Here is a 20,413-nt window from a genome sequence, read left to right as displayed (position 1 = left end):
CTCCTCCCGCCCGACTTTCCCCCGGAGACACCATGCTTGGACGCTTCCTCCCGGTCGAGAACCGGTTTTTCGATCTCTTCGATACGCATGCGCAGCACATCGTGTCAGCCGCCTGCGAGCTTCAGATGCTGCTCGACAATCTCGACGACGCCGAATCGGGCATGGCCAACGTGCAGACCGCCGAACGCACCGGCGACACGCTCGCACACGAGGCGATCGACCTGCTGCACAAGACGTTCATCACGCCGCTCGATCGCGACGAGATCCACAAGCTGATCACGACGATGGACGACATCCTCGACCTGATGGAGGACGTCGCGACCACCGTCGTGGTCTACGACCTGAAGTCCGTCACCGCGGAAGCGAGTGAACTCGCGGACATCGTCGTGCAGTCGGCAATGCAGGCGCAACTGGCGATCAACCACCTGTACGACCTGAAGCAATCGCCGCGGATCCTCAAGGCATGCGAAGAAATCGATGCGCTCGAAACCCGCGCCGACCGCGTGCTGCGCGCGGCGATATCGAAACTCTTTCGCGACGATATCGACGTGAAGACACTGATCAAGCTGAAGGGCGTGTACGACCTGCTCGAACGCATCACCGACAAATTCGAGGATGTCGCGAACATCGTCGAAGGCATCGTGCTGGAAAACGCGTGAGTGACTGAAGAAGATGCATTCGATCCAACTCGCCCTGTGGATGGTCGCGACGCTGGTGCTCGTCGCGCTCGTATTCGACTTCATGAACGGCTTTCACGACGCGGCGAACTCGATCGCCACCGTCGTGTCGACCGGGGTGCTGAAACCCCAGCAGGCCGTCGTGTTCGCGGCCGCGTTCAACGTGATCGCGTATTTCATCTTCCACCTGAAAGTCGCGCAGACCGTCGGTAAAGGCACGATCGATCCCGAGATCGTCGACCACTACGTCATCTTCGGCGCGCTGGTCGGTGCGATCGGCTGGAACGTGATCACCTGGTACTACGGGATTCCGTCGAGCTCGTCGCACGCGCTGATCGGCGGCCTCGTCGGCGCGGCGCTCGCGAAGTCGGGCTGGAGCTCGCTGAACATCGACGGGCTGCTGAAGACGGTCGCGTTCATCTTCATCTCGCCGCTGCTCGGTTTCATCCTCGGTTCGCTGTTCATGCTCGGGGTGTCGTGGCTGTACTTCCGTACCGCGCCCAGCAAGGTCGACCGGCGTTTCCGCCGGCTGCAGTTGCTGTCGGCCGGCCTGTACAGTCTGGGCCACGGCGGCAACGACGCGCAAAAGACGATCGGCATCATCTGGATGCTGCTGATCGCGAGCGGCTATGCATCGGCCACCGCCGATGCGCCGCCTGCGTGGGCGATCGGCGCGTGCTACCTGTCGATGGGCCTTGGCACGCTGTTCGGCGGCTGGCGCATCGTGCGCACGATGGGCCAGAAGATCACGAAGCTCAAGCCGGTCGGCGGATTCTGTGCGGAAACCGGTGGCGCAATGACGCTGTTCATCGCGTCGTTCCTCGGCATTCCGGTGTCGACCACGCATACGATCACCGGCGCGATCGTCGGTGTCGGCGCGACGCAGAAGCTGTCGGCCGTGCGTTGGGGCGTGGCCGGCAACATCGTGTGGGCGTGGGTGCTGACGCTGCCGGCAGCCGCACTGTTCGCGGCCGGCGGATGGTGGCTCGGCCACCGGCTCTTCTGACGGGGCCGGGCCGCGGCCCGGCGCGTCACGCGTCGCGCTCGAGCGACTTCATGTTCGTGAGCTGCGGAAACAGCCGCATCCATGCGAGCGCCACCGCGATCGTCGCCGCGCCGCCGACGACGATCGCCGTCGGGGCGCCCCACCAGGCGGCCGTTACGCCCGATTCGAATTCGCCGAGCTGGTTCGACGTGCCGATGAACAACGCATTGACCGCGCTCACGCGCCCGAGCATGTCGTCGGGCGTGCGCAACTGCACGAGCGACAGGCGCACGACGACGCTGATCACGTCCGACGCGCCGAGCGCCGCCAACGCGACGAGCGACAGCGCGACGTGCCGCGACAACCCGAACACGATCGTCGCGATGCCGAACGCGATCACGCCGCCGAACATCGCGCGGCCCGGCCGCCCCTTCAACGGGAAACGCGTGAGCCACAGCGTGCCCGCGAGCGCACCGACCGCGGGCGCCGCGCGCAGCGCCCCGAGGCCCCACGGCCCGACCTGCAGGATGTCGCGCGCGTAGATCGGCAGCAGCGCGGTCGCGCCGCCGAACAGCACCGCGAACAGGTCGAGCGACAGCGCGCCGAGAATCGCCGGCTCGCGCCGGATGAACGCGATTCCCGAGAACACCGAGCGCAGCGTGACCGGCTCGCGAGCCGGCAGCGCGCTGCGCAGCGGAATCGTGCCGCTGAGCACGGCCGCGATCGCGAATGCGACGACGCTCGTGCCGAACGCGGCCGGCGCACCGACACCATAGAGCAACCCGCCGAACGCAGGCCCGAGGATCTGCGCGGCCTGGTTCGCGGACGTCGACAGCGCGGTCGCGCGCGGCAGGTCGGTGCGCGGCACGACGGCCGGCAACAGCGACGACACCGACGGCGACTCGAACGCGCGGGCCGTGCCGACGATCGCCGCGAGCGCATACACGGCCGGCGCGGCCAGCCATCCTTGCACGGCGCCGAGCAGGAACACGCCGGCGGCCAGCGCCTCGACGCCCTGGCAGATCGTCGCGATACGCCGGCGGTCGTAGCGGTCGGCCACCTGCCCGACAACGAGCGTCAGCGCGAACATCGGCACGAACTGCGCGAGCCCGACGAGGCCGAGCGCGAATGCGCTGTGCGTGAGCGCGTAGACATACCAGCCGATTGCGACCGACAGGATCTGGAAAGCCAGGGAGGACATCACGCGCGTGCCCCAGAAACGCTGGAACGGCGCGTGGCGGAACAGATTGACGGGTAACGGGGATAAAGGACTGGAGTCGGGCACGGGGTCGGTCATCGGGGTCTGGGCGGGCGGCACTGCGCACGGCAACCGTCCGGAACACGACGACGCCCGCCGATGCAGGGGCGCGACAACGGTGCAGGCGCGGCCAAATCGCGATGATATGCCAACCTCGGAAAACGGGCCGGGGGCAACGCCGGCGACATCGTGCGGGTGCGGGTGCCGACGATTCCGGCGGCCGCGTCGATCGCGGCCGCCGGGGCGTGGCGGGTGCACCGGATCGTTCGATGCACGCGGCCCGCGAGTTTTACCGCGGCGTGCCGCCCGTATCGGTCGAGTCCATCGCGATGCTGAACAGGCGCTGGCCTTCCCGGGTGTCCTCGACTCGCCAGCCCTCGGCGCTCAACGCCTCCCGTATCCGGTCGGCTTGCGCCCAGTCCCGGTCCGCCCGCGCGCGCTCACGATCACCGAGCAACACGCGAACGTGTTCCGGAACGTCGAACGCAACCGGCCGCCATTCGCGTAAGCCGAGACCAAGCACGGTGTCGAAGCTGTCCACGGTCGCCTTCAGGGTCGCGGGCGGCAGGTTGCTCCTGACCAGATCCCACAGCACCGCGAGTGCCCTGGGCAGATTCAGGTCCTCGTTCACTTCGGCGTCGAACCGCGCGGCGAAATCGGCGTCGACGCGCCCGCCTTCCGGCCAGCCGGCGTACAGGTGCCGGAGTCGATTCAGCGCGGTGTGCGCCGCGTCGAGCGACGCCCACGTGAAATGCAGCTTGCTTCGGTAGTGGGCCGTCAGGCACAGGTAACGGTACGCGAGCGGATCGACGTTCCGGCTCTGCAAGGACTGCAGACGGACGAAGCCGCCGCTCGACTTCGACATCTTCGCATCGGCGTCGAGCGTCAGAAAGTGCCCGTGCATCCAGTAATTCGCGAGCTGCGTGCCGTGGGCCGCCCGGGTCTGCGCGATCTCGTTGCTGTGATGCACGGCGATATGATCCTCGCCGCCGCAGTGAATATCGAACAACGTCCCGAGATACTTCGCCGACATCGCCGAGCATTCGATATGCCAGCCCGGAAAGCCCCGGCCCCACGGGCTGTCCCATTCCATTTGCCGCTTGACGCCGGCCGGGCTGAACTTCCACAACGCAAAATCCGTGATGCTCCGCTTCTCGCCCAGCGCAACCCGCTTGCCCGCCTGCAACCCGGCGCGGTCCAGCCGCGCGAGATAGCCGTAGTCGTCCTGCCGGCTGGTATCGAAGTAGAGACCATCGTCCGTCCGATAGACGTAGCCGGCCCGGTCGAGCGTATCGATGAACGCGACCTGTTCGGCGATGTGATCGGTGGCACGGCACCAGACCGTCGGCTCGAGCAGATGGAGCGCGCGCCAGTCCCGGACGAACGCGTCGGTGTAGCGCCGCGCGATGGCCCATGCCGACTCGCCGGTGCGACGGCTCCCCTTCTCCATCTTGTCTTCGCCTTCGTCCGCATCCGAAGTCAGATGGCCGACGTCGGTGATGTTGACGACGTGCCGGACCGCGTATCCGTTGCGCTCCAGTACGCGGCGCAGAAGATCCTCGAACACGTAGGTTCTCAGGTTGCCGATATGCGCATCGTCGTAGACCGTGGGGCCGCAGCAGTACATGCCCACCTGCCCGGCACGGATGGGGGTGAACGGGCGCACGGTACGCGACCAGGTGTCATACAGCGCAAGCGGCATCGAGTTTCTCCGTTCCGAAGAGGTGGGCCCAAAAACAAAAAGGCCGCCTGTTTTGCATCACAGGCGGCCGGAAGGCGATTGCTTGAAAGTTTAGCGAGTTCGCTAGACGCAAATTCCCCCTGGCACGTTCTGACAACATGCACGGGTAACCGAGGAGAGGGAATGGGCGCGATCAAGCATGCGGACGATGCTAGCGTCTATGGACGGCACAGGTCAAGACCATCCGACCGCCGTTCCCGGTGACGATCCCGGGGCGCCGGCCAGGCCGCCGGCATCGACGGGACGGATCTCGTGCCCGCTTACACCCTGCGAACAAAAAAAAGCGCGAACCTCGGTTCGCGCCAAAGAGAGACCTCGCTGAAGACATCGCTACGCCACACCGCCCCGCTCAGAACGAATGCCGCATCCCGATCCGCACATCGGCCTGCGTCTGCGTCGTCGACGGCGTGAAGCTGTAGCCGATCACCGCATCGACACCCTGCGACGCGCGCAGGTAGTCGCCGGAGATGTACACGTCGGTGCGCTTCGACAGCAGGTAATGCAGGCCCGCCGTGCCCTGGTTCCAGTGATGGCCTTCGAAGCGCGTGTGCTGGTAGCCCGCGATCAGGCTCAGCGCCGGCGTGAACTGGTACGAGCCGCCGCCTTCATACACCTGCATGTGCGACGACTGGCCGAAGCCCTTGATGGTCGTGTACGAGAAGTTGCCGTCGAGCGTCAGCTTGCCGATCGTGTAGCTCGTGCCGATGCCGAACGTGCCCTGGCTGTCGACGTCCATCGCCGTGTTCGAGAACAGGTCGGTGCGCGCGCCGGTCGCCGGATCGACGGTCACCGTCTGCTGGCCGAGGAACGTGTGCGTGCCGATCATCGCGTACGGGTCGAACGCGTAGATGCCGTTCGGGTTGTTCAGGCGCGTGTACGCGGCGCCGATCGAGAAGTCGCCCTTCGTGTAGCTCGCGCCCGCGCTCCACGCGCTGTTGCGGTGGAAGTTGCCTGCGACGTTGCCGAACGAGTACATCGCGCCGAACTTGAAGCCGCTGAGGTCGTTCGACAGGAACTTCACCGAGTTCGGCAGGCGGTCGCCGTTGAAGCGGTCGAAGTCGCCCTGGTGGATCGCATAGCCGCTGCCCCACGCCGAGATGTTGTAGATCGAGACGAGTTCGTTCGTGATGTCGAGCTGGTTGCCGAACGACAGCGTGCCCCAGTCGTTCTGCAGGCCGACATACGCCTGCCGGCCGAATTCGGCGCCGCCGAAGCCGAGTTGCCCGTTGCCGAGGCGGAACCCGCTCTCGAGCGTGAACACGGCCTTCAGGCCGCCGCCCAGGTCTTCGGTGCCCTTGAGACCAAAGCGGTTCCCGTAGGCAACGCCGTCGTCGAACTTGACGACGTGCGAGCCGCCCGTGTTGTTCACGTACGTAATGCCCGCGTCGAGAATCCCGTACAGCGTCACGCTGCTCTGTGCATGCCCGATGGCGGGAATACAGGCCGCGCATGCAAGCGCGGCGGCTACGGCAACTTTCGTGTGCTTCATTGTCGACCACCCTCCCTGAACCGTTCGATGGATAGAATCTCGTCCCGGCGCGTACCGCGATGCGCAGGTGGATTCGAATTCAATACGCCCGCTGGCTTCGGCATTTCGTTTTTCGCAATAACGCAGCCATTGGCGAAAAATACAAACCCATATTTCGCATCACCCGTCTGAAGGCGACACTAAATGGTCACGATGCGACCGGTCGGGAAAACACGTAGACAGGCGGCGCGGTAAAACCGGCCGCCCGGAGGGAGGGGATCAATGGCCGTCGAGGGCCGCGCGCACGGCCGGCAGGCCCGGTGCGCCGGCCGCCGTCGTGACGCCGTCCAGCCAGCCGGCGACCAGTGCCGGGTCGGCCTTCAGCGCATGCTGCGCCGCGAGCGCGGGCGACGTCTTGTTGTCGAGCATGTCGGCGATCATCCGGTTCTCGACATCGACGGAGAACGTCATCTGCCGGAACAGCCGCGCGAGGTTCGCGCACTGGCCCGCGAATCCGGAACGCGTGACCGTATTGACCGTTGCGCCGCCGTAGTTCGGGCCGAAGTACGCGTCGCCGCCCGACAGATAGGTCAGATGGAACTTCGTGTTCATCAGATGCGGCTCCCACGCGAGAAACACGATCCAGCGCTTGTCGCGCACCGCGCGCTCGACCTGCGTGAGCATGCCCGTCTCGCTCGATTCGACCAGCGACCAGTTCGCCGGGCCGAGCGCGTGGTCGGTGAGCATCCGCTTGATGTTCTGGTTCGCGGGGGCGCCGGGCTCGATCCCGTAGATCTTGCCGCCGAAGCGGTCTGCGTTGCGCGCAAGGTCGGCGAACGTATGCACGCCGGCGGCCGCCACGTAGTCGGGCACCGCTAGCGTGAACTTCGCGCCGCTCAGGTTCGCGTGCAGCACGTCGATCGACTTGTCGTCGACGAACGGCTTCACGAGCGGCGCCTGCGCGGGCATCCAGTTGCCGAGGAACACGTCGACCTGCCCTTTCTTCAACCCCTGGTACGTGATCGGCACCGACAGGTTCGCCACGTCCTGCCGGTAGCCGAGCGCCTTCAGCACGACGCCCGCCATCGCGTTCGTCGCGTCGATGTCGGTCCAGCCGGGCGCCGCCATCTTCACGTCGTTGCACGTCTGCGCGTCGGCCGCGTGTGCGCCCTGCGCCGTCATCAGGCACGCGGCCGCGGCGAGCGCCGCGCCGATCCGGATTGCTGCATTGCATTGCCGTTTCATCGTCCGCTTCCTCCGTCGTTCGTTCAGGTTCGCGATGCGGGCCACTCAGCGCCCGACACGCGGAAAACGCGCCATCGCCTCGAGCGTGTCGAGTTCGATGTGATTGCGCATGTAACGCTGGCTCGCGTCGGTGAACGGCTGCCAGTCCCACGCCTGGATGCGGCCCTGCGTCGTCGCCGCGTAATGGAAGCGGCGGCGCCGCTGGCTCGCGCGCACCTGCCGGTCGAGTTCGGGCAGGTCCCAGCGCCGCGCGGCTTCCGCGCGGAACGCGGCAAGCACGTCGGCGGCTTCGGGCACGCCGGCCAGGTTCGTCAGCTCGCGCGGGTCGTCCGACAGGTTGTAGAGCTGGTCGGGATCGAGCGGGCAATGCACGTACTTCCAGTCGCCGCGGCGGATCATCACCACCGGCGCGACCGCGCCTTCCGCGAGGTATTCGCCGAGCGCGACGTCGTGCGCGGGCGTGCCGTGCAGGTGCGGCACGAGGCTCGCGCCGTCGACGGGATCGGGCCAGCCGCCGGCCGGCGCGGCGCCGGCCAGATCGACGAGCGTCGGCAGCAGGTCGAGATGCGACACCGGCCCGCGCACGCGCGCGGCGCCGAAACGGCCCGGCGCATGGACGATCAGCGGCACGCGGCAACCGCCTTCGAAGAACGTCATCTTGTACCAGAGCCCGCGCTCGCCGAGCATGTCGCCGTGGTCGGACGTGACGATCACGATCGTGTCGTCGGCGAACCCGCATTGTTCGAGCGCGGCCAGCACGCTGCCGAACTGCGTGTCGACGTAGGACGTCGCGCCGTAGTACGCGCGGCGCGCGGCACGGATCTGCGCGTCGGTGGGCGGCGTGCGGTCGTTCTCGCAGACGAAGCGCAACCGCTGCGAATGCGGGTCGCTTTCCGCCGCATCGAGCCGCACGGCCGGCATGTCGATCTCGTCGTCGTGGTAGAGATCCCAGTAGTCACGCGTGATCGCATAGGGATCGTGCGGATGGGTCAGCGACACGACCATGCAGAACGGCCGCGCATCGTGCCCGGCCGCACGCTCGCGGGCGACGTCGTAGAGCTTCTGCTTCGCGGCGAACGTGACTTCGTCGTCGAAATCGAGCTGGTTGGTCCGCACGCACGGGCCGGCCTCCAGCACCGAACTCATGTTGTGATACCAGCTGGGCCGCTCGGTCGGCTGGTCCCAGTCGGGCACCCAGCCGAAATCGGCCGGATAGATGTCGGTCGTGAGGCGCTCCTCGAAACCGTGCAGCTGGTCGGGCCCGCAGAAGTGCATCTTGCCGGACAGCATCGTCCGGTAGCCGCCCGCGCGCAGGTAATGCGCGAACGTCAGCGTTTGCGCCGGCAATTCGGCGGCGTTATCGTAGGCGCCGATCCCCGACGGCAGCTTGCCGGTCAGCAGCGAGAAACGCGACGGCGCGCACAGCGGGCTCGCGCAGTACGCGGCGTCGAACACCACGCCTTGCGCGGCGAGCCGGTCGAGCGTCGGCGTGCGCGCGACGCGGTTGCCGTAGGCCGGCAGCGCGAACGGCGTGAGCTGGTCGGCCATCAGGATCAGGATGTTGGGTGTCGGGTTCGTCATCGGCGGTCGTGGGGAAAACGGTGTTCGAATGGAACGGCGCGCCGCTCGGGCGGCAAGACGTCCGGCATGACGGAAGCGGCCCGCAGAAAGTGCCGCGCGTACGGGCCGCGCTGGCTAGAATCGCGGAATGCGTTGCGCGGTGCGCGTGAAGCGTGTGTGCCGTACCGTCCGATGCACTATCGCCCGCCCGAATTCGCGCGGGTAGGCGTCCGGCCCTTATGGGGCCATTAGAGAGACTTATGTCGAAACCCGAACCGTTACCGTCGATGCAGGCGCTGCGCGCGTTCGAATCGGCCGCCCGGCTCGCGAGCTTCACGGCCGCCGCGCGCGAGCTCGGCTCGACGCAGCCGGCCGTGAGCCAGCAGGTGTACCAGCTCGAAGCCGAACTGGGCGTGCCGCTGTTCGAACGCAGCCCGCGCGGCGTCACGCTGACGGCCGACGGCCAGTGCCTGTACGAGGCGGTGCGGCTGAGCCTCGACACGCTGCGCGGCGCGACCGCGACGCTGCGCGCGCGCCGCGAGCACGGCGCGCTCACGATCGTCACCGACTTCGGCTTCGCGACCTACTGGCTGATGCCGCGGCTGGCCGGGCTGAAGCGCGTGATGCCGGACGTCGACGTGCGCGTCGTCACGTCACAGGATTACGACGCGCAGCGCGACCACGGCGACATCGCGATCCTGTTCGGCGACGGCCACTGGCCGTCGTGCACGGCCGCGCGGCTGTTTCCCGAATCGGTCACGCCGGTATGCTCGCCCGCGTTCCGCGATACGCACCCCGACGTCGCGCGGGCCGACCACCTGCTCGCGCTGCCGCTGCTGCACGTGCAGCCGACGCGCCCCGAACGCTGGCTGTCGTGGCCGGGCTGGTTCGACGCGCACGGCCTCGAACCGCCGGCCGCCGCGCGCGGCGTGACCTTCAACAGCTACGCGCTCGTGATCCATGCGGCGCTGCTCGGCGAAGGCGTCGCGCTCGGCTGGTCGCCGCTGGTCGACGAGCTCGTTGCGTCCGGCCAGCTCGTGAAGCTCGTCGACGCGCCCGTCGTCACCTCGCGCGGCTACTTCCTGGTGCGGCCGCCGCAGCGGCCCGAGCCGGACGCGACCCACGTGTTCCGGCGCTGGCTGCTCGACGCGTGCGCGGGGGCCTGACCGGGCGCGCCCGCCGCCGCTTGCTGGCGCGCCGATACCAGCCACACGGCGCGTTGGTTCTATCCGCCCCGAAATCGTCCTGATTTACTTGAGCCTCCCGCTACCCGCGCGGTGCGGCGCCGTCGTGCGCCGCCGCACGGCCGTGCGCCCCATGCCATCCGAGGAGTCTCATGACCGCCGAGCACCGCCCCGATCAATTCGTCCTGACGCTGTCGTGCCCGAGCGCGGCCGGCCAGGTCGCCGCCGTCGTCGGCTTTCTCGATCGCCATCGCTGCTATGTCGACGCGCTGAACGTGTTCGACGACGATCTCAGTAACCGCTTCTTCGTGCGCTGCGTCTTTCATCCGACGGATGAAACGCTGCAGATCGACGCGCTGCGCCAGGAATTCGCGCCGATCGCCACCAGCCTCGGCGGCGCGCAGGGCGACATGCAGTGGGCGATCCACGACGTGAACGCGCGGCCGAAGGTGCTGATCATGGTGTCGAAGCTCGAGCACTGCCTCGCGGACCTGCTGTTCCGCTGGCGGATGGGCGAGCTGAAGATGGACATCGTCGGTATCGTGTCGAACCACCCCGATTTCGAGCCGCTCGCCGCGCAGCACGGGCTGCCGTTCCGGCACTTCCCGATCACGGCCGATACCAAGGCGCAGCAGGAAGCGCAGTGGCTCGACTTCTTCGAATCGAGCGGCGCCGAGCTCGTGATCCTCGCACGCTACATGCAGGTGCTGTCGCAGGAAACGAGCGCGAAGCTCGCGAACCGCGCGATCAACATCCATCATTCGTTCCTGCCCGGCTTCAAGGGCGCGAAGCCGTACCACCAGGCCCATACGCGCGGCGTGAAGCTGATCGGCGCGACCGCACACTTCGTCACCGACGATCTCGACGAAGGCCCGATCATCGAGCAGGTCGTCGAGCGCGTCGATCATGCGCTGCGCCCCGAGCAACTGCTCGCGGTCGGTCGCGACGTCGAAAGCATCACGCTCGCGCGCGCAGTGAAGGCGTTCATCGAGCGGCGCGTGTTCCTGAACGGCGATCGCACGGTGGTGTTTTCGTAAGCGCCCGGCCACGGCCGTGCGTCATGCGGAAGGCGACGGCACGCGCGCAGGCGCCGTGCCGATGCGCCGCGCCCGGCGCCGCAGATACAGGTTGTTGAGAATCAGCGCCACGCCCGTCAGCGCGGCACCCGCGATCTGCGCGCGATTGGGCACCACGCCCGTCGCGGCAGACACGATGAACGCGGTGATCGGCAGGACGTCCATGAACAGCACGCCGTTCATCGGCCCCAGGATCCGGTTGCCCGTCATCCACAGCAGGATCGCGCCGAAACCGGCCACCGGCCCCATGTACGCGAGATGCGGCAGCACCGCGCGCACGGCGGCCCATGACGGCGCCGCGATCCCGTGCGTCGCGATCAGCATCAGATTGACCGCGACGATCGTGGTCAGGCCGAGGCACGTCGTGAACGTCGTGTACTTCAGCGCGGACCAGCCGGTGAAGCGCGCCGCGCCGAACGTGTAGACGACCCAGCACAACGCACCGACGACGATCAGCGCATTGGCCGCCTCGTGCTGCGGTTCGTGCAGCGCGGCAATCACGTCGCCGCGCGTGATGACGAGCGCCACGCCGGCAAACGACAGCACGACGAACAGCACCGACACCGGTGCGGGCGCGACGCGTCGCACCAGCGCGTTGAGCAGCAGCCCCATCATCGGCTGCGTCGCCATCATGATCGATGCGGTCAGCGCGCCTTCGGCGCCGGCCAGTTGCTGGCCAAGGAACACGAACGATCCGAACCCGCAAAAGCCGATCGAACCGAGCAGCCATGCCAGCGGCACGGATTCACCCGCCGGGCGGAATGCGCCGGGCCCTTCGACGATCCGCAACAGCACGATGAACGCGCTGCCCGCGATCAGATAGCGCAGCGACGTAAACGTGAACGGATCGATGTATCGCAACGCGTCGGTCATCACCGGGAACATCACGCCCATCAGGATCGTCGCGCATACACATGCCGCGATGCCTTTCCCGTACGCGCTTGCGGCGGGTGCTGCGAAATTTGCACCATTCATGACCGATCATTCCCAAATTAATTGAACAATGACGCCGGTGCGACTGCGTGCAGCGGCGGGATGTCTTGAACTTCCTTACCGAATCTGCTGGCCCTTCATGGTTTCTGCGGCCGTACCTGGAATACGCACTATTTGAAACCGATCATTCTCAAAATAATCAAAAAAATCAGGTCAGCGCCCGCATTGCGATTTCGACGATCGAGGCCAGTTCCGCCTCCGACGCACTCGACTTGCCCAGCACGCGCATGCCCTGGATCAGACACAGCAGGAACCGGCCGACCTCCTCCGGATCGAGGTTCCGGTCGAAATCGCCCGACTGCTGGCCGCGTGCGACCGCAAGGCTGAACTGCGTGCCGATGCGCAGCAGCGTCGATTCGATGTACGGCCGCAACGCGTCGTCGCCGGGCAGCAGCTCGACGGCCGAATTCGTGATGAGACAGCCGCGGCGCTCCGACAGCCGCACACCGATTTCCGTGTAGTACAGCAGCGCTTCCCTGAGCGCCTGCCGCGGCGGCAGATCTGCCGCGAGACGCTCCTTGAGCCGGGCGATCGCCCCTTCCGCGTAACGATCGAACGCGGCGACCAGCAACCCGTGCTTGTCGCCGAACGTGCGGTACAGGCTGCCGCGAAACACGCCGGTCGCCTCGCACAGCGTATCGATCGACGTCGCGTGGTACCCCTGCTCCCAGAACACGCGCGCAGCCGCGTCGATCACCTCGTCGGGGTCGAATTCGCGTGGGCGCCCCCTGTCACGGGAGCCGGGAGAGGTCGGGCTCATGAGTCCGGATATTAGAACCGATCATTCCCAAAATCAAGCGCCGTCGATCGCGTGCTTGCGCGGCGCACGCCGGCAATGGTGCCGGCCCTGAACGACGAAAGCCCGACCGGTTGCAGCCGGTCGGGCTTTCGTTGCTTGCCGCGAGATCGATCGCACCGCCCGTGTGCGGTTTCCGGGCGGTGCGCGCCGTTACACGGCCCGACGCGTCACTTCACCCACGCGAAGTAATACGACAGCCAGATCGTCAGCCCCGCGCCGATCAGCGCGGCGTACGGCATCAGGTTCAGCCACATCGCGCGCTTCGGCACTTCGAGCTCCATGTCGCGCTGCATCTGCGCCGGGAAACGGCCGCGATCCTGCCAGTAGTGGCGGAACAGGAACACCGGCACGATCAGCAGCATCGCGATCAGCCCGTTGCGCAGCGTGCCGTCGCCCTGCAGGTTCGCGCCCGCGCCGACATAGACGAGGTTCGCGTAGCCGCACAGCGAGCCTGCGACGAGCAGCCAGGTCGGGCAGCGGAACGGCCGATCCCAGTTGCCGCGATCCATCCGGTGGATCCAGCCCGACTGAAGATTCAGGAATACGAACAGCATGTAGCAGACGTTCGAGATCGACAGCACCGTCATGTAGTCCGACATCATCAGCAACACGAGGTTGAAGCCGAGGTCGGTCCACATTGCACGCGTGGGCGAGCCGTGCTCGTTCACGTGCGACAGGTACTTCGGCAGCCAGCCGTCGACCGATGCCTGGTACAGCGTACGCGACGAGCCCATCATCGACGTCATCACGATCAGCAGGATCGACAGCATCAGCATCACGACGACCGCATTCGCGACCCACGCGCCGCCGCCGACGATCTTCGCCATCGCAGCCGCGACGCCGGTGCCGTCGCCGATCGACGGATCGAGCATCGCCTGCGTGCCGAGCGCGCCCTGGAACGCCAGCGGCACGAGCGTCATCACGACGAGGCACAGCGCGCCCGACCAGAAGATCGCCTTCGCAGTATCGCGGCGCGGATCGCGGAATTCGCGCGTGTAGCAGACGGCCGTTTCGAAGCCGTACGACGCCCAGCCGGCCATGAACATCGCGCCGAGCGCCATCGTGACGCCCTGCCCGTTCCACGAGCCGAAGGTCGCGGCCGTGAGGTTGCCGTGCGCGTCGTGACCGAGCGGCAGCAGCGGGAGCAGGTTCGACATCGGCACGTCGCCGGTGACGAACGGCACGATACCGACGATCAGCAGCGGCGTGAGCGATGCAATGCCGAGGATGCGCTGCGTGCGCGCCGCCTTCGATGCACCGCTGTGCTGAAGCTTGAACGTGATGAGAAGCAGGATCGTCGCGATGATGAACGTCGCATTGATCCGCAGGGACAGACCCGGCTTGATGAACCCGAGATCCGCAATCTTGAGCTGCCACTGCAGCACCGCCGCGTTGGCGGGAAAGAGGCTCGTGAGCGCATAACTCGCCGCGAGGCCGCAGCCGAGCGCGAGCATCGGCGACCACGCGAGCCAGTTGCACCACACGGACACCGGGGCAATCAGCTTGCTGTAACGGACCCAGCCGATCGCGCCATACACCGACGCGCCGCCCGATTTATGGGGAAATAGCCCCGATATTTCCGCATAAGTCGCGCTTTGAATCAGCCCCATCGTGATCGCGGCGATCCAGATCGCCCACGCGGGCTGGCCGATCGTCGCGCATACGCCGCCGATCGTGAACAGCACGCCTGCCGGCACGCCGCTCGTTACCCAGAATGCGTCTTTCCAAGTCAGGCCACGATGCAGCGTGTGGCCCGTCGAATCATGTGAGATGGTTGCCTCAACATCACTGGTGCTGTTCGCACGCAGTCCTGCCTGACTCATCCAATTCCTCCTGTGATGACTCCGCACAAGGGCGCTAGTGTAACAACTTACGCGCTTTTTTGCAGAATCAGAAAAACAATTCCGGGAAATGGCCGCATTGCATCACGATTATTTCGGATTCCTGCGTACCACTCCCGGCGTGTCTCTTTAATGGTTCGTATGACGTATCGTCTGGTACTTACTGCGCGCCTTCCGTCCACGAATTCACGCGGTCCGCATGCGCCGCAATCCACGCATCGGCGGCCGCTTCGGGCTTCGAGCCGTTCTGGATCGCGAGCATCACGCTGTCGATTTCACCCGGCTTCCACTGGAATTTTTTCAGGAATGCGACGACCGGCTTGGCCTTGGTTTCGAGCCCCGGGTTCACGACGCTGTCGACGTGCTCCGCGCCGCCGAACACCTTCTTCGGATCCTCGAGGAAGCGCAGCTTCCACTTCGCGAACATCCAGTGCGGCGCCCAGCCCGTCACGATGACCGGCTTGCTCGCATTGACCGAACGCGACAGCTCGGCCGTCATCGCGCTGCCCGAGCTCGGCATCAGCGTGTAGTTCAGCCCATAGCTCTTGATCGCGTCGTCGGTCTTGCGCATCACGCCGGCGCCTGCGTCGATGCCGACGATCCGGCCGCCGAAGCTGCCCTTCTCCGCATTCAGGTCGTCGATGCTCTTCGCCTTCACGTACGCGGGCACGATCAGGCCGATCTTTGCATCGGGGAAGTTCGCGCCGAGGTCGACGACCTTGGCCTTGTATTCATCCCAGTACGAGCCGTGCGTGACCGGCAGCCACGCGGACAGCGTCGCATCGAGATCGCCGCGCGCGACGCCCTGCCACATGATCCCGGCCGCGACCGGCACGAGCTGGACCTGGTAGCCAAGCTTCTTCTCGATCACGCGGGCCGCGACGTTCGACGTCGCGACGCTGTCGTCCCAGCCTTCGACGTAGCCGATCTTCAACGTCGGCTTCGTATCGGCGAGCGCCGACGCGCTCAGTGCCACCATCGCCGACAGTGCGCCGGTCCACAACAGTTTTCCGAACAGCTTCATGGTCGATCTCCTTGATATGCGCACCGTGCGCGTTGTCTCTCTAGGTTCTTCAACCACAAATCCGCGGTATCGTTGTTTTCCGACGGATGCTTGTCCGGGTGCGACGCACCCGGACAGCCGATGGCGGGTTTCGACTACTTGTCGATCACGAGATCCGACAGCGGCTTGCTGCAGCACAGCAGCACCATCCCCTGGTCGATCTCGCGCTGGCGGATGCCGCCGTTGTGCTTCATGTCGACCTGCCCCGACACGAGCTTCACCTTGCAGGTGCCGCACATGCCCTGCGTGCACGAGGCCGGCAGCCGCACGCCCGACTGGCGCGCAGCATCCAGCACGTGCTGCTCCGACCCGCACGCAATCTCTCGATTGCTCTTCGCGAAGCTCACCGTGAACTGCTTCGTCGCGGCGTCGCCGCCTTCGGCCGGCGGCGCGAGATCGGCAAGCAGCTCGTCGCTCGCGGTCTGCGCGAGCGTTTCGAACGAGAAGCTCTCCTCGTGATACTGCTTGCGATCGAAGCCGGCTTCGTCGAGCAGGTCGCGCACGGCCTTCATGTACGGCGCGGGGCCGCACGTGAAGATCTCGCGCTCCATGAAATCCGGTGCGATCAGCTTCAGCAGCGGCAGCGTCAGGAAGCCCGTGACGCCCGGCCAGTTCGTGCGCGCGCCCAGGCGCTCGACGACGAACGACGTGCGAAAGTTCGTATGATTCGACGCGATCAGGTCGAGCTCGCGCGCGAAGATGATGTCGTCCGGCGTGCGCGCGCTGTGCACGAACAGGATGTCGCGATCTTCCGCGAGATCATGGTGCGCGCGGCTCATCGACATCAGCGGCGTGACGCCCGAGCCGGCCGACAGGAACAGGTACTTGCGCGCCGGATGCCGTGCGCACGTGAACTCGCCGGCCGGGCCGAGCACGCGCACCGGTGCGCCCGGCTGCAGGTTGTCGTGCAGCCAGTTCGACACCTTGCCGCCCGGCACGCGCTTCACCGTGATCGACACCGTGTGCGGCCGCGCCGGCGACGACGAGATCGTGTAGCAGCGGTTGATCGTTTCGCCGTCGATGTCGAGCTCGAGCGTGAGGAACTGTCCGGGCTCGAACGAGAACGAGCGGCCCTGCGGCGAACGGAAGAAGAAACTCTTCACGTCGTGCGTTTCCTGCCGCACTTGGCAGCACACCAGCGTTTCCTCGACGTCGCTCGTCCAGCGCTCGGGAAGGGCGTTCCAGAACGCCGGGCGCGTGACCCGGCTGTCCGTCGGCTCGAAATTGGCCGCATCTCGCATCATGTCTTGCTCCGCTTGTCCGCTGCTATGACCTATTCGCCGGTTTTTTCGGCGAGCCGGCCGATGTACCAGGCCGAGAATTTTTCGACGAGACCTTCCGTGAACGGCGAATACGGGCCCGGTTCGTACGCGCTGCTGGTCGCGCCGCGCTGCGAGAATTCGACGAGCGCGCGATCCTGGTCGTTGGTCGCGTTCCACACGGCCGTGAGGTTCTTCACGTCGTAGTCGATGCCTTCCTTCGCGTCCTTGTGCACGAGCCACTTCGTGCGCACGAGCGTCTTGCCGGCCGACAGCGGGATCACCGAGAACGTCACGATGTGATCGCTCATGAAGTGGTGCCACGAGTTCGGCTGCGTCCAGAACGACAGGCCGCCGAGGTCGGCCTTGTCGAAGCCGCCGAGCAGCTTCTTCGAGGCGACCTTCGCGTCGAGCGTCTGCGATTCGCCGCTGCGGTCGAGCGGCAGGCGCTGCGTGCGGAAACCCGTCACGTCGAGCAGCTTTTCGATCTCCTCGGACGGCAGGCCCATCTCGGCCCACTCCTTGCCGCGGCGCACGCACGTCTCTGCAAATGCGTCCATGCCTTCGGCGTTCGCGTCGGAACGCTGGTAGCCGAAGCCGTATTCGTACAGCGAGATCGTCAGCTCCGGATGGTTCGCGACGCAGTGATAGCACTCGCGGTTGTTCTCCATCGTGAGCTTCCAGTTGCCTTCCTCGATGATGTCGATCTGCGCGGCGATCTTCGTGCTCGGCAGGTCGTGCGGCAGCAGGTACGGCTCCATCTCGGCGCGCATCTGCGCGAAATCGACCGGCGGCTCGTCGGCCAGGCAGATGAAGATCAGGCCCGCGAGGTTCTCGACGTGCACCGACTTCAGGCTGTGCTTGCAGCGGTCGAACTTCTCGCCCATGTGCTCGGCGAACATCAGCTGGCCCGTCAGGTTGTACGTCCAGCTGTGGTACGGGCACACGATGTTGCCGACCGAGCCCTTGTCCTCGTTGCACAGGCGCGCACCGCGGTGACGGCACACGTTGTGGAACGCACGGATCGCCATGTCGTCGTCGCGCACGATCAGGATCGAATCGCTCCCCAGTTCCACGGTCACGTAGTCGCCCGGCTCGGGAATGTCCGGTTCGACCGCCACCTGGATCCAGTGCTGGCGGAAAATCGCCTCCATGTCGAGCGCGAAGATGTCCTCGCTCGTGTAGAACGGTGCATCGAGGCTGTGCCCTTCCTTGCGCCGCTCGATCAGTGCACGAATGTCTGCCGATACTTTCATCGTTTGCTCCGGATTCCTTGCATCCCTGGGTTCTTGCCGACAGGCATCAAAATCAGTAGTCGATGAGCTGATGCTCTCGCAGATACGCGAGGATCACTTGTGCTTTTTCGACCGAACTCCCTTCATTTACGACGTTGCCGCCACGGCTTTCGGTCGTCGTCGCGGACAGCATCCGGGCATGCCCGGAACGCTTCTCGGCGGCGACCAGTTTTACGGGTTTACGCTCGACCGGCCCGACCGTCCACGCGGCCGCGTCGGCGTCCGCGCCGGGCGCCGCGAGCGCCGGCCGGATCGCGCCGGCGCGCAGCCGCGCATACGCGTAGCGCGGCTCGGCATTGGCGAGCGGATGGACGGCAATCACGGCCGGCAGCGCGGCATCGACGCGCCGCCGCAGCCCTTTCGGCAAAAATTGCCGGACGGCCGCACGGCCGCCTTCGACCGTCACGTCGACGGCCGAGCCGACGAGCGGATAGCCGAGCGCCGCGGCGATGCGATACGGCAACATCCCGGTGTCGTACGCGCCCTCGGCGCGCGTGCCGGTCAGCACGAGGTCGTAGCCTTCGATGCGTGCGGCAAGCGCGTGCACGGCATCGTCGCCGTCGCGGCAGGCCAGCACTTCGACCTCCCGCGCACCGAGCGCGAGATAGTCGGCAAGCGCCGCATTCGCGGGGTCGCCGGCATGGATCACGTCGAGCTTCGCGCGATGTTGCCCGGCGAGCTGGCGACCGGTTTCGAGCGCGGCTGCGTCGTTGCGGCTGTAGCGCGCGACGCCGCTGACCGGATGCCGGCCGACGGACACGAGCACCGCGATGCGTTGCAGCGGACGGGGGGCGTTCATGCGGCGACTCCTTCGGGTTCACGCGTGCCGACCGCGGCCGGCGATTCGCCGCGCGCGGCGCGCGCAGCCTGCACCTGTTCGATCAGCGCGGCAATCGTGCCCTGCGCGTCGCCCACCACCGTCAGGTTCGCGCGCTTCGCGATCGGCGCGCTGCCGTCGAGGTTCACCGCGATCACGTGGCGGCAATCCTTGATCCCCTGCAAGTGCTGCACCGCGCCCGAGATGCCGAACGCGATGTACACGCTCGCCTCGACCGTCTTGCCGGTCGCGCCGACCTGCTTGTCGCGCGCGAAGTGGCCGTTGTCGACCGCGACGCGGCTCGCGCCGATCGCCGCGCCGAACGCACCGGCCAGCTGCTCGAACGCGCCGATGTCGGACACGCCGTTGCCGGCCGACACGATGAAATCGGCTTCCTCGAGCGCAACCTGGGCCGCGTCGATTTCGTCGAGGCCGAGATCGCGGTATGGCTGTGCGGCATCGCCTGCCGGGCGGATGAAGTCGGCGGCCAGGCGCTCGCCAGCACCGACGAACGGCAGCTTCGCGTCGACCGCGTTCTGCGCAAGCAGGATCACGTCGGGGAGCGCTCGCGTCGCAAACGCACGCCCGGCCTGCGCATACGCGCCGACATGCTTCGCGTCGATTTCGACGACGTGGGTCGCGACGCTCGCGCCGGCGGCCGCCGCGTAACGCCGGCCGAGATCGCCGTCGCCCGTCGCGTTGTCGGGCACGAATACGTGTTTCGGCGCGAGCGCGGCCACACAGGCCTGCAACGCTTGCAGTTCGCTTTCGGGATCGAACGCGCGGCGCTCGAAGCCGGTCAGCTCGAGCAGCTTGTCGACGCCGAGTTCAGCCGCGTCGTCCTTCAGCTCGCCGAACGCGAGCAGCGCGACTTCGGTCTGTGCGTCGGCCAGCACCGCGGCGGCGGCAATCGCCTGCCGCGAATGGTCGTCGAGCGCACCGCGCTCGCTGTGCGCCACCACCAGCATCACGTGCTTCGGGTCCTGCAACGCGCGGCGCGGCTTCGCGGCCGCGGCGCCGTGACCGTGCGCGGACCACTGCGCGGCGTTCGCATCGGCGCTGCCTTCCTCGCCGAGCGTGATGCGCTTCAGGCCGGCGGCCGTGATGATGAACGGCCGGCGCGGATCGATTCGTTTGATCGTGTTCATCGAT

General features: G+C 66.6%; 17 protein-coding genes. 4 read left to right on the top strand and 13 right to left on the bottom strand.

The features are described from left to right. Positions 1–32: 32 nt before the first annotated feature. Together ACWMMN_RS19800 and ACWMMN_RS19795 are read left to right on the top strand one after the other, a co-directional pair. Entirely contained in the window at positions 33–659 is a 627-nt protein-coding gene (locus ACWMMN_RS19800; protein WP_059239268.1) for a DUF47 domain-containing protein, read from the top strand. Between the two features lie 13 nt (positions 660–672). Further along, a complete protein-coding gene (locus tag ACWMMN_RS19795; protein ID WP_222904489.1) occupies positions 673–1,683 on the top strand; it encodes an inorganic phosphate transporter in 1,011 nt (336 codons plus the stop codon). A 25-nt stretch (positions 1,684–1,708) separates the two neighbouring features. Here ACWMMN_RS19795 and ACWMMN_RS19790 read toward each other — a convergent pair whose 3' ends face one another. From ACWMMN_RS19790 to betC, 5 genes are all read right to left on the bottom strand, one after another. Then, positions 1,709–2,959 (bottom strand): MFS transporter, encoded by a 1,251-nt coding sequence (locus ACWMMN_RS19790; protein ID WP_174992518.1) that lies wholly within the window; start codon positions 2,957–2,959, stop codon positions 1,709–1,711. Between the two features lie 250 nt (positions 2,960–3,209). Then, entirely contained in the window at positions 3,210–4,622 is a 1,413-nt protein-coding gene (cysS, locus tag ACWMMN_RS19785; protein WP_486423827.1) for a cysteine--tRNA ligase, read from the bottom strand. Between the two features lie 388 nt (positions 4,623–5,010). Continuing rightward, entirely contained in the window at positions 5,011–6,150 is a 1,140-nt protein-coding gene (locus tag ACWMMN_RS19780; RefSeq protein WP_059239261.1) for a porin, read from the bottom strand. A gap of 258 nt (positions 6,151–6,408) precedes the next feature. Further along, complete coding sequence (gene choX / locus ACWMMN_RS19775; RefSeq protein ID WP_256087215.1) at positions 6,409–7,374, bottom strand: choline ABC transporter substrate-binding protein; 966 nt, start codon at positions 7,372–7,374, stop codon at positions 6,409–6,411. A 45-nt stretch (positions 7,375–7,419) separates the two neighbouring features. Next, positions 7,420–8,955: a choline-sulfatase gene (gene betC / locus ACWMMN_RS19770; protein WP_059239259.1), complete on the bottom strand. Its 1,536-nt coding sequence runs from the start codon at positions 8,953–8,955 to the stop codon at positions 7,420–7,422. A 239-nt stretch (positions 8,956–9,194) separates the two neighbouring features. Between betC and ACWMMN_RS19765 the strand changes: the two genes are divergently transcribed. Together ACWMMN_RS19765 and purU are read left to right on the top strand one after the other, a co-directional pair. Beyond that, positions 9,195–10,100: a choline sulfate utilization transcriptional regulator gene (locus tag ACWMMN_RS19765; RefSeq protein WP_174992521.1), complete on the top strand. Its 906-nt coding sequence runs from the start codon at positions 9,195–9,197 to the stop codon at positions 10,098–10,100. Between the two features lie 170 nt (positions 10,101–10,270). Beyond that, entirely contained in the window at positions 10,271–11,155 is an 885-nt protein-coding gene (purU, locus tag ACWMMN_RS19760; protein ID WP_059239255.1) for a formyltetrahydrofolate deformylase, read from the top strand. A gap of 21 nt (positions 11,156–11,176) precedes the next feature. Here the strand turns inward: purU and ACWMMN_RS19755 are convergent, their stop codons facing one another. From ACWMMN_RS19755 to ACWMMN_RS19720, 8 genes are all read right to left on the bottom strand, one after another. Beyond that, the gene (locus ACWMMN_RS19755; RefSeq protein ID WP_486423826.1) at positions 11,177–12,169 is read right to left on the bottom strand and encodes a DMT family transporter; all 993 of its coding nucleotides are present in this window, start codon (positions 12,167–12,169) and stop codon (positions 11,177–11,179) included. 166 nt (positions 12,170–12,335) lie between these two features. Continuing rightward, positions 12,336–12,947, bottom strand: a complete 612-nt coding sequence (locus tag ACWMMN_RS19750; RefSeq protein ID WP_059239251.1) for a TetR/AcrR family transcriptional regulator — start codon at positions 12,945–12,947, stop codon at positions 12,336–12,338. Positions 12,948–13,153: 206 nt separating this feature from the next. Next, the gene (locus tag ACWMMN_RS19745) at positions 13,154–14,809 is read right to left on the bottom strand and encodes a trimethylamine N-oxide permease (RefSeq protein WP_059239249.1); all 1,656 of its coding nucleotides are present in this window, start codon (positions 14,807–14,809) and stop codon (positions 13,154–13,156) included. A 178-nt stretch (positions 14,810–14,987) separates the two neighbouring features. Then, positions 14,988–15,851, bottom strand: coding sequence for a glycine betaine ABC transporter substrate-binding protein (locus ACWMMN_RS19740; protein WP_486423825.1), 864 nt, complete (start codon positions 15,849–15,851; stop codon positions 14,988–14,990). A 134-nt stretch (positions 15,852–15,985) separates the two neighbouring features. Next, entirely contained in the window at positions 15,986–17,134 is a 1,149-nt protein-coding gene (locus ACWMMN_RS19735) for an FAD-binding oxidoreductase (RefSeq protein WP_059239245.1), read from the bottom strand. A 29-nt stretch (positions 17,135–17,163) separates the two neighbouring features. Continuing rightward, on the bottom strand, positions 17,164–18,405 hold the full coding sequence (locus ACWMMN_RS19730; RefSeq protein WP_059239243.1) for an aromatic ring-hydroxylating oxygenase subunit alpha: 1,242 nt from the start codon (positions 18,403–18,405) through the stop codon (positions 17,164–17,166). A 52-nt stretch (positions 18,406–18,457) separates the two neighbouring features. Next, positions 18,458–19,243, bottom strand: a complete 786-nt coding sequence (locus ACWMMN_RS19725) for an electron transfer flavoprotein subunit beta/FixA family protein (protein ID WP_059239241.1) — start codon at positions 19,241–19,243, stop codon at positions 18,458–18,460. Beyond that, positions 19,240–20,409, bottom strand: a complete 1,170-nt coding sequence (locus ACWMMN_RS19720; RefSeq protein ID WP_486423824.1) for an electron transfer flavoprotein subunit alpha/FixB family protein — start codon at positions 20,407–20,409, stop codon at positions 19,240–19,242. The genes ACWMMN_RS19725 and ACWMMN_RS19720 overlap by 4 nt, the downstream gene beginning before the upstream one ends. Between the last annotated feature and the right edge of the window lie 4 nt (positions 20,410–20,413).

The organism is Burkholderia cepacia complex sp. TUM26381 (genome assembly GCF_057439935.1).
Note: the sequence above shows the minus strand (reverse complement) of the source record. Positions and strands in the feature narration are given on the sequence as shown.